Below are 9,568 nucleotides of genomic sequence, written 5' to 3' on the forward strand. Positions count from 1 at the left end.
GGCGATGTGGTCCGAGTGCCCCGCGCTCGCGGTGCGCGGTTGACGCCGGCCCGTGTTGACGCCGTTGGCTGGCCGGGTGTTGCGGGGGAGCGGGCAACACCCTGCTTCCGCCCTCTGGCTGGCGGGTGTTCGTCACCCCGGCCGCTGGGCGGGCCGGGCGGTGATACTGCGGTGAGGCGACCCCGACCGGTACGGAGGAACAGGTGGGTCAGGACGAGTTGCGGCATCCGGCGCTGACCGGCGCGCCCTGGCCGGTGATCGGCGTACGGGTACGCCGCGGAGACTGCGGCCCGCGGGCGGCGTCGTGGCGGCCGGCTCCGCGCACGGTGCTGGAGGATGTCCTGCTGCCCTGTACGTGGCCGGAGTTGGAGCGTCTCGCTGAGATCGCCACCGGCCGCAGCCGGGCCCGGGTGTACGTGCAGGACTTCGGCGCCGCCGAGCCGGAGCGGCGCCTGGTGCTGTGCCTGCGAGGCGCTGCCGGGGCCGTACGGGTCGAAGGCCCCCTGGCTCCCGTCGCCGAGCTCCTGGCAGCCCGGGCCCGCGCCGCTGTGCTGCGCGTCGCCGCGGTGCACCGCGAGGCCGGCCGCGTCGAGGATGCGCAGGTGTGGCGGGGGCGGGCCCGCGGGATCCTGAAGGACGGCCGGGCCGCTCGCCGCGGCCGGAGCGTGCGGGCCGCCTCGGCCGGACTGCCCACCCTCGGCCGGCACCCCTGAGCCGGCCGCCGTACGCTGCTGACCTGGTGGCGGCGGGACCAGCCCGGCCGCCGGGGAAGACACAGACGTCGCAGGGTCGAGCAGGGTCGGGGGCTGACCGGGTCATGCCGCGCCGGAGCCGGGCCACCTCGTGCGACTCCACCCGCAACGCCCCCGCCGCCACCCTGCCGCCCGTCAGTCGGCCCCGCCCGCGGCGTTGTCGAACCGCGAGGCGCAGAGTCCGCCCCGATGACAATTAAGATTTGACGTGAGGCGCGGTTGTGGGATATTCTTTTGAATGTCGGAAGGGGGCGATCGACCCCTTCCTTCGTCAGACGGTGGGGAGCGGCCGATTCGCTTCCGTCTGGCAGGTCCGTAGCTCAGCCCGGTAGAGCGTCTCCCGTGTGGGGGAAGGCAGGGGTTCAAATCCCCTCGGATCGCGATGTGTTGGTGTGCGCCCCTCCAGAGGCGACGTCCCCGTTGAGAGGGCGCGTACCAGCACACAGAGCGAACCTGCCCGGTTGATCCCCGGTGCGGGTTGAAGGAGGGAAAGCGCGCCCTCTGGGACTCGTGGTGTCAGCAGCACGCCCCCGTGTGGGGGAAGAGCGGGAGCAGTACCCGCAGAGTTCACGACGTGTCAGCGGGAAGGTGATGCTTCCCCCGGCGGATCCGGTCCGCTGGCACGCGTCGCCGAAGGCTCCCGGGGAGGAGCCGACGGCGGCCCCGCCCCGGCCGGGGAAGGTGACGAGCAAGCCCGTTCGCGGGCCCCATCTGATCCGGTCCCCGGCCGACGGCGGGAAACCACGCCCTTGTGGAGTAGTCCGGCTAATCTCGCCCCCTCTCAAGGGGGAGACCGCGGGTTCGAATCCCGCCGAGGGTACGCACCAACGCGCACCACACGCGCGCTCGCTTGGCACTCCGGCCTCGACAGCGCGAACGCGCCGCCTCGCAGGAACACTCAACTCACCGCTTCCCCACGAGTGGTGGCCCGGCCCCGTCGGGACGGATAGGCGACCCGCGCGGCCCCACACCGCGTACCGAGCAGATGCTCCGCGTAGACACCACACCAGAAGGGGGCGACGTGTGAAGACCATCCACGCCGCTGAGCTGCCAACGTGGGGCGCAGCCTGGCGGACGACACTCACCCTCGGCGAGGCCGCCGACCTCATCGGATTCGACTTGTACGGGGACGACGACCTCGGCGCCGAACTGACCCGGGCGAGAGTGCCGATCGACGAGATCGGCCTCCTTTACGCGCGGGAGGAGCTGGAAGCCAACGATGCCGAAGACCGGTTTACGCCCCTGGAAGCTGGGCTCGACGCCGGCGGGCACGAAGTGCCGCCGGTGGTGGTCCTGCCCGGTGAGGGCCTGCGCGACGGCGCACACCGGACCGCCCTTGCCGTAGAGCGGGGATGGACCCACGTAACCGCCTACGTTCCTGTCTCCCGCGTGAGTAATGGGGACGGGGGAGGTGGCCTGACGGCCAAGACATCGTTTCCGGCCCCGCCAGCGGTACCCGCCGGGCGGCCGACCGCCTCGTCATAGACAAGGAAGCAGCACATGCAGCAACCGACCGACCAGCCTTCCGTACTCGCCCAGTTCACGCCTTCGCTGCGTGTGGAGCGGTTCGACGAGGTGGTGCAGTACGACGACGCGATGACGGCGAAGCTGCCGCAGCGTACGTACGAGCGGCTATGGCAGGGGCAGTGCGGTCCGGACTTCACCGTCGAGGACGGCGAGACCGTCCGACCCGTCAGGCTGCGCGTCCGCTGGTTCCAGAACGGCGACGCCACGCCCCGATGGAACAGCATCGAGGTGACCGGCCATGTGGTCCTGCCCGACGAGGGCCTCGGTCGCCTGCCCGTCCGGGAGATCTGGACGCACCACCACGCCAGTCGGGGACAGGTCCCCGACTGGTTCCTCCAGTTTGTGAGCGCCAACCCCCCGGCACCGCGTACCACCACGGCCGGCTGACATACAGCGGGGACCGCTCGCGGCCGCACCGGGGCCGCCTACGCCTACGCGAGAGAGCGCCGGGATGAGGCCCGTCGCTCCGGCGACCCGGCGGTGCCCGCCACAGCGGCCCGCACGGCCACGACCCCGCTGCGCCGCACCGGCCGAACGGCCGAGGTCGCCGCCCGCCGGCGTCGCCGCCCGCCGGCGTCGCCGCCTTCGCCCGCCGACATCCTGCCTCCCGCACGTTTCCCTCACCCCTTGGAGGACCATGCCTCACGTTGGATGGCTGCTGGACACGCTCGCCGAATGGGACCCCGATGCCGACCCGCACGACGAGGGGCCGGAGTTCGACTGGCACGACATTGATGGTCTCCTCAGCATGGCCCACAACGCGGGCGTCGTCTGGGCGCAGCCGCTGGCCATCTGGCCGTTGAACGCGCACGAGGCCCTGATCACACTCGATCTGCCCGACTGCGGGCCGCGCCTCTGTTCGCTGGTCGAGGAAGTCGCCTTCTACCTGCCCTCGCTGCCCAAGCGCACGGTGGCCGACGCCGTCTGGCACGCCCTCACCGCTGTCCGCGATACCGGAGCGAACCTGGTCGCCGAACTGGAACGCGCCTGCTCCTCATCGCAGGCGCCGTCCAGCACGTACTGACGAGCCCCGGCCCCGGCACGCTCGCCCCGGGCCGGCGCCCGCCGTACCGGGGAGCCTGAGCCTGAGCCGGGCCCGGGTCTACGTGCGCGACCTCGCCGAGCACGAGCCGGACGGCCGGCTCGTGCTGTGCCTGCGGGGCGCCCTGGGCGCGATCCAGGTGCAGGGCCCCCTGGCGCCCGTGGCCGACGTCCTGGCCGCCCGGACCCGCGCCGCCATGCTGCGCGTCGCCGCGCTGCACCGTGAGGCCGGCCGCCCCGAGGAGGCGCAGGCGTGGCGCGCGCGGGCCCGCCAACTCCTCAAGGACGGCCGTGCCGCCCGCCGCGGCCGAAGCGTGCGGGCCACCTCGGCCTGCCCACTCTCGGCGGGCGCCCCTGAACCCGCCCGCGCAGCACCGCGTCGTCTTCGGCCGGTCGCCCCGGCCCATCCCGCGTCCGCCCCGGGCCGCGTTCCCGCGGCCTCCACTCTGCCGTCGCCCGCCCGTAACAGCCACTGCTCGCCCGCGCTCCGGGAGCCGGCGCCTCCAGCCCGCGCTGCGCCGTCGCCCGCCACGGCCGGTCCCGGCGCCGGCCTCGCCCGGTACTACGCCGTCCGCGGCCAGGAGCCGCGGGCGGCACGCGGGCGCCGGCCGTGGAGCGGGACGGCGGGCCCGCGCGGACGAGGCCGAGGAAACGGGACCGGGTGGCGCTGGCCACGCCGCGCGGGTGTGGGTGCTCGCTTCCCAGCTGGCGGTCAAGAACGCCGCCCTGGAGGAGGCGGGCGCGTTCGCGGCTCGGGCCGCAGCGGCGGCCGCCCGGTCGGGCGACCCGGTGTTCCTCGCGGCCGCGGCACGGGCAGCCGCCACGCCGCTGCGCCGTACGGGCCGCGCCGGCCAGGCCCTGCAGCTCCTGGCGCAGGCCCACGACCAGCTGGACGCCGTCCGCCGGCCGGGCCTGGCCGTGCTGGACGTGTCGGGGATGGTGGCCCTGTCCGCCGCCTACACCGCCGCGCAGGCCCGTATGCCGTCCATGGCGGGGGAGTTCGCCGACCGGGCCGAGCAGAGCACGGCGCGCCTCACCCACGCCGTGGCCGGGGCCCGGGTGCCCGCGGGCGAGCTGTCGCCGGCGCAGTGCGTCTTGTACCGGGTCGGGATCCACCGGGAGCTCGGCGACGTCGACAAGGCCCTCGCGTACGCGGTGCGCCTGGATCCCGCCGTACTGCCCACGCCGGAGCGCCGGGCCCGCGCGGCCACCGACACGGCCCGCGCGCTCCTGGCCGCCGGTGACGTGCCGGCCGCGTTCGACCAGCTGCAGCGGGTGGAACGGGCCGCGCCGCAGGAGGCACGCCGTCCCTCGGTACGCGCGCTGACCGCCGACGTCGCCGCCCGCCGGCCGGACCTGCCCGGCGTGAGGGCCTTCGCCCGCCGCACCGCCCCACCCCTACGCCTGACCACCTGATCGCCCCGGGCCGTCCCGCCCGTCGTGACCCGCCCGCGGCGCCGGCCCCGCGGCACCCGGCCCCCGCCGGCGTCCAGAAGTGTCCATTTCCGTCCAGCCGCATCCAGAACGGGCCCACAGAACCTCGTCGGGCCTGCTCGGTGTCACCCCGTGGTGTCCCCCTGGTGACCTGTGCTTTTCGACGTCGGCGGGCGTGACAGGCGCCGTACGGCCGGAGGCCGGCACCCGAGACACCCTGGACGGACGGCCGGCGCCCAGCCGGGCTGCTGCGCCCGCAGCCCGCGGTGCGCCCGGAAGGTGTTGCGAGCCCGAATCCTCCTTCGCCGTTGCGCCTGTGGGCCTGGGGGAAGGCGGGCTGGGTGGTCGCCCGCAGGTCCCGGCTCGATGCGGACAATCCTGTGCAGTGGGAGGCCGAAGCACTCGATCCGGCCGGGCTGCGGCCCCTGGTCGCCGTCGCCCCGTACGTCGGCAACGCGGTCTTCGCCGCTCGCCTCGCCGAGGAGTCGGGCGCTCGGGCCCGGTGCGCCGGTCAGGGGGTGCTGTGCGTCTCCAGTACCTCGTAGCGGCGGTTGTGGTGCTGGATCTCGGCGAGGCGGATCGCCCAGCCCTTCTCTGCGTCGTAGCCGGCCGCGGTGAGTTCCGCGCCCAGGTGCCCGGCGGCCAGGTAGGGGTTGTTGAAGGGCCGGGACGTCCATGTGCCTGCGTCCAGGCCGGTGACCTTGGCCTGGTAGCGGTTGTCGTTGTCCGTGATGGCTCCTCGTCCGGTGTGGGGTTCGCGGGGGGGTCAGAAGAACTTCGTGGTGTCCGGCTTCTGGTTCCGTCGCTGGGCGTGGTCGATGAGGATGGTGTTGGCGGTCGGGGTCCACCAGAAGTTGCGGTCGAGTTCGTCGGTGCCGTCCGGTGCGGTGAGCGTGCCCCGGGTCAGGCCCCGTTCGATGTTCTCGTTGGTGACGCCGAGGGCGGTGGCGAGGTGGTTGGTGTAGACGCGCCGGTTCCTGGTGGCGGGGTCGGTGGTGGGGGCGGCGGGGAGCCAGCGCCCGCGTCCCTTGGCGCGGAGCTCTTCGACGATGCGCCCGTCGGCGTCGAGGTAGCCCAGTGCCTTGCCCAGGGCGAGGACGACGTCGACCGGGAAGCGCGGCCGGGTACTGGCCGCCAGGGCCGGGTCCAGGGGGGTGCCGAGGGCCTCGGCCACGGCGTGCAGCGCGGGCTTGGTGGCGGGCGGCTTGCCGTTCATCGCGCTCTGGCGCGGCGGCTTGTGCCACCGGTACACGGTGCTGCGTGAGGAGAGCCCGAACGCCCGGCCGATGTCGGTCAGGCTCAGGGGCTCCTGGCGGCGGGCCAGGTCGATGTCCGGCTGGTCGGGTGTGCTCATGCTCAATGCCATCCTGTCTCTTATAGCAATCACGGCCGAGGGTATGACGGCGGTCCGGCGCGGAGCCGGGTGCCCGGGGCCCCGGCGGGAGGCGTCACTTCGGTGTGCCGCCTGCGGGCGCGGGGCCGGAGACGATGAGGCGTCCGTCCTGGGCGGGGTGGTCCCGCACGGTGAAGCGCTGCTCCAGGTGCTCGCGGACGGCGTCGAGCTTCTTCTTCCGGAGCGAGCCGTCCGAGCCCCATGCGGCGTGGCTCTCCAGGTAGTCGACGATCACGCCGTGCGTGTGCGAGGTGCGGACCTGGGCGCCTTCGGACCAGCGCTGGCCCGAGCGGCGGCCGGTGGCCGTCCGGCTCAGGTCGAAGACCTTGCCGAGGTGGTACCGGACGCTGGAGTAGGAGGCGGTGGCCATGGTCGGGTCCTTCTTCCTGGGTGATGGCGGGCGGGTCCTCGTACGGGCGTTCAGGGCGTCTCGTAGGGCTCCTCGACGAACGCGGCGGCTGACTGGGCCCATTCGCCCCGGTCGCTGTGGGCGTCCGGCTCGGCGGCCGCGCAGAACAGCGCCCGCTTGACGCACTCCGCGCGCAGTCCGTCGTACCCCCAGCGGGCCACGGCCTCGGCGCGGATCTGCTGCACCTCGTACGGCGTGACGAGGGCGCCGGTGTCGTGCATCGACAGGTACAGGGCCATGGCCGCGAAGCTCAGGTGCATGAGGGTTCTCCTTGAGGACGAGGGGTGCGGGTGCGGGTGCTGGGGGCCCGGCGGTGTCGCCGGGCCGGGGGCTACGAGTCGCGTTCCGCGTTCCGCTCGCAGCTCCCCCGCAGACCCAGACGTCGGGCCAGTCCTTCTCGCCCAGCGCCTCTCCGGTCGGGTGCGGGATGCGCTCGACGGCCGTGCCCTGGCAGCCGTAGTACCCGAGGTCGCACGGGGGGAGGGGTGCGTCGAGGATGCCGTCGAGGATCTCAAGGTCGTTCGTCATGCGCCGCTCCTTACGTCCGCGTGCCTTCCGGCCCGCCCTGTTGTCTATTAAGACTGTACATCCAGTGCGGCGCGAGTGCAAGTCTTAATAGACAGAGGGGCGAGAGCGGCCCGAAGTCCCGCCCGCCCTGGGCCCAGGGGTGCAAGGGGGCGGTCAGGGCGTAGGTATGGGTGTGCAGGGTGCTGCCGATCGCGTACCGGGCGTGGAGGCGGCCGTGGGCGCGGTCGAAGGTGATCCGGGCGCGGCTGTGCCGCGCCGCCGTACCCCGCAGGGACGTGCGGACGTCGGCGGGACGCAGGCCCGGCACCGGGGGCGCCGCGCCTGCCCGGGTTGCTCCCGAGGAAGGCCCCGGTGCGGTCGAGCGAGTGCCGGTAGAGCGTCGCGCCGGTGGCGGGGCGGACGTCGAGCAGCGCCAGGGCCTGCGGCGTATCCAGCACGTGGCCGGGCAGCGCCGTGTAGGCGTCAGGCCCGGCGGGGGCGAAGACGGCGTGCGGGTCGATGCCGAGCAGCGCGCGCACCGCCTCGTCGTCGCGCTCGGGCAGGTCACTGCCGAGGGCGGCCCAGGAGCGGGGCCGGCGCAGTCCCCGGTGCCAGGTCGTGCCGTCGGCGGTGCGGACGGTGTCGCGGTCGGCGAAGCGCCAGACGGCCGGGCGGGCGCCGGGGTTCATGTCGTACTCCCGGGAGAGGCGGGCGAATCGCGTTGTCTATTAAGACTGTACATCGGTCCGTGATTCATGTACAGTCTCGATAGACAATACGGCGGGGGAACCCCCGAGTAGAGGAGGAAGACCATGGGCAACACCGTGATCAACTGGCAGACCGGCGCGACCTACGCGTGCCCCCGCTGCAACCACGACTCGGCGGCCGACCCCACCAGCTGGAAGGTGTTCACCTGCTGCAACTGCGGCACCCGCTTCGCGCGCTTCCCCCGCCTCCAGCGCTTCCTGCGCCACGTCGGCATCACCTGCGAGTTCTGCACCGAGCGCCACCCCGTCGTCGTCGACGGCAAGCCCTTCGGCTTCCTGCGCATGCGCCACAACGGCATCGGCCTCCACGCCCACCACCAGGTCGAGGTCTGGACGTACGACAGGGACGAGGAACCCCGCCACAAGGACGGCGTCCTCTACGAGACCACCTGCCCCACCCGCACGGAAGCACTGGCCGCTCTCGCCCGCGAGCGCATGAACAGCGTGTACGACGGCGGCGAAGACGACTTCAGCCCCGTCCTCGCAGTCGTCGCCGACGAGGAATTCGATAAGTTCTACGCCGTCGGCCACCTCACCAAGGAGCAGCAGGACGGCCTCGCCGACGGGACTCTTGAGGTCTACGGGGTAGGCGTCATCCGCACCCACGACGCCCCCAGCCGCCTGCGCGGCTGGTTCTACGCCGACACCGACACCTTCACCTGGGGCCTGATCGCGCCCTCCGGCCTGGAGGGCCTGTACACCAAGGACCTCCCGGAGCCCCTCGCCGCGCACACCCCCACGGTCTGACCCCCGCGCCCCTTCCGGCCGCCGGGAGCGCCGCACGCTCCCGGCGGCCGGAAGGCGGGTTTTTCTCCCTCTCGACCCGCCGCTCACCGCCGGGCGTACGCCGTGGGCACCGCACACCGCCCGCCCCCGCCGTAATCCACCGTCTGTTCCTCCGACTCGACCCGGACCCCGACCACCTCCGGCCCGCGCGAGCGCGACGCGGCCGGCCAAGGGGGTCCGCCGCCGCTGGGTATTTCTACTTTGCATAGAACGAGGCGCCGTCCGGGTGCTGTTCGACGTGCTGAGCGTGGTGTGGCGCACCGGCGCTGACCTCACCTGCCCCGCTGGCGCCGTCCCGGCCGTCGGCTGTGCTGGCCGGGCCGGCTTGATGCCCGACGACGACGTCCTGACCTGCTCGCCGGCGCCGGTGCGCCCGGCCGGACCGGGACGCGGCCGCCGCACGGCCGGGCCGCCGCCCGGGCCGTGCGGCCCGCCTGTACGCCGAGGTCCTCGACGCGGCGCGGGAGTTGCTGGTGCCGCTGCCCGGCCGCGCCGCGCGGGTCCTTGAACTGACCGCGCTGGAGCGCCCGGGCCCCGGTCACGTACGGGAGGTGGCCCGGTGGGCGGACCCGCGCGCGACCGCGTTCTTCTTCCGCTCCCGGCCGGCCGCGGCCTGGCTGCCCCTGCTCCAGGAGCACGCTCCGCATCTGCTGCGCCCCGACCCGGCGGCCGGCGGCCGATGGCCGGCCGCGGGGTTCCTGGAACACCTGGCCGTCGCCGCCCCCGCCACGGCCGGCGCGTGGCTGGCCGAGCACGCCCTGACCGTTGCCGCCGGGGGCCCGGCCGCGCTGGTCGCGCTGGTGGACCTGGCCGCCGGTGATGCCGCGCTGATGGGGCCGGCGCTGGTGCGCACCGTCCTCGACGAGCACGCCGCCGCCGGCACCGGGGCCGGCACCGGGGTGGGGGAGGGGGCGGTCCTGGTCCGGAGCCGGGTGCTGCGCCTGGCGGCCGA

At 74.0% G+C, this 9,568-nt stretch carries 11 protein-coding genes, 2 tRNA genes and 1 pseudogene; 10 read left to right on the plus strand and 4 right to left on the minus strand.

The window, feature by feature from the left end; genetic code table 11:
• Positions 1-203 precede the first annotated feature (203 nt).
• From ABR737_RS01730 to ABR737_RS01765, 8 genes are all read left to right on the plus strand, one after another.
• Complete coding sequence (locus ABR737_RS01730; RefSeq protein WP_350248044.1) at positions 204-713, plus strand: hypothetical protein; 510 nt, start codon at positions 204-206, stop codon at positions 711-713.
• A gap of 346 nt (positions 714-1,059) precedes the next feature.
• Positions 1,060-1,134: transfer RNA gene (locus tag ABR737_RS01735), tRNA-His, on the plus strand.
• Between the two features lie 363 nt (positions 1,135-1,497).
• A tRNA-OTHER gene (locus ABR737_RS01740) sits at positions 1,498-1,572 on the plus strand.
• Positions 1,573-1,775: 203 nt separating this feature from the next.
• A complete protein-coding gene (locus tag ABR737_RS01745; RefSeq protein WP_350248043.1) occupies positions 1,776-2,237 on the plus strand; it encodes a hypothetical protein in 462 nt (153 codons plus the stop codon).
• Positions 2,238-2,252: 15 nt separating this feature from the next.
• Positions 2,253-2,666 carry a hypothetical protein gene (locus ABR737_RS01750; protein WP_350248042.1) on the plus strand — a complete coding sequence of 138 codons (414 nt, stop codon included), beginning with the start codon at positions 2,253-2,255 and terminating at the stop codon, positions 2,664-2,666.
• 250 nt (positions 2,667-2,916) lie between these two features.
• Positions 2,917-3,303, plus strand: a complete 387-nt coding sequence (locus ABR737_RS01755; RefSeq protein WP_350248040.1) for a hypothetical protein — start codon at positions 2,917-2,919, stop codon at positions 3,301-3,303.
• Positions 3,304-4,010: 707 nt separating this feature from the next.
• Positions 4,011-4,736 carry a transcriptional regulator gene (locus tag ABR737_RS01760; protein WP_350248375.1) on the plus strand — a complete coding sequence of 242 codons (726 nt, stop codon included), beginning with the start codon at positions 4,011-4,013 and terminating at the stop codon, positions 4,734-4,736.
• A 359-nt stretch (positions 4,737-5,095) separates the two neighbouring features.
• Positions 5,096-5,299 (plus strand): hypothetical protein, encoded by a 204-nt coding sequence (locus tag ABR737_RS01765; RefSeq protein WP_350248376.1) that lies wholly within the window; start codon positions 5,096-5,098, stop codon positions 5,297-5,299.
• Positions 5,300-5,520: 221 nt separating this feature from the next.
• Here ABR737_RS01765 and ABR737_RS01770 read toward each other — a convergent pair whose 3' ends face one another.
• From ABR737_RS01770 to ABR737_RS01785, 4 genes are all read right to left on the minus strand, one after another.
• Positions 5,521-6,108: a hypothetical protein gene (locus ABR737_RS01770; protein WP_350248377.1), complete on the minus strand. Its 588-nt coding sequence runs from the start codon at positions 6,106-6,108 to the stop codon at positions 5,521-5,523.
• Positions 6,109-6,202: 94 nt separating this feature from the next.
• Entirely contained in the window at positions 6,203-6,517 is a 315-nt protein-coding gene (locus ABR737_RS01775) for a hypothetical protein (protein WP_350248378.1), read from the minus strand.
• Between the two features lie 50 nt (positions 6,518-6,567).
• Positions 6,568-6,816, minus strand: coding sequence for a hypothetical protein (locus ABR737_RS01780; protein WP_350248379.1), 249 nt, complete (start codon positions 6,814-6,816; stop codon positions 6,568-6,570).
• Between the two features lie 315 nt (positions 6,817-7,131).
• Entirely contained in the window at positions 7,132-7,752 is a 621-nt protein-coding gene (locus tag ABR737_RS01785) for a hypothetical protein (RefSeq protein WP_350248380.1), read from the minus strand.
• Positions 7,753-7,875: 123 nt separating this feature from the next.
• Here ABR737_RS01785 and ABR737_RS01790 point away from each other — a divergent pair, with 123 nt between their 5' ends.
• Together ABR737_RS01790 and ABR737_RS01795 are read left to right on the plus strand one after the other, a co-directional pair.
• A complete protein-coding gene (locus ABR737_RS01790) occupies positions 7,876-8,577 on the plus strand; it encodes a hypothetical protein (RefSeq protein ID WP_350248381.1) in 702 nt (233 codons plus the stop codon).
• 512 nt (positions 8,578-9,089) lie between these two features.
• A pseudogene (locus tag ABR737_RS01795) lies at positions 9,090-9,568 on the plus strand (hypothetical protein); the annotation flags it as partial.

Source organism: Streptomyces sp. Edi2, from assembly GCF_040253635.1.
GTDB lineage: Bacteria > Actinomycetota > Actinomycetes > Streptomycetales > Streptomycetaceae > Streptomyces.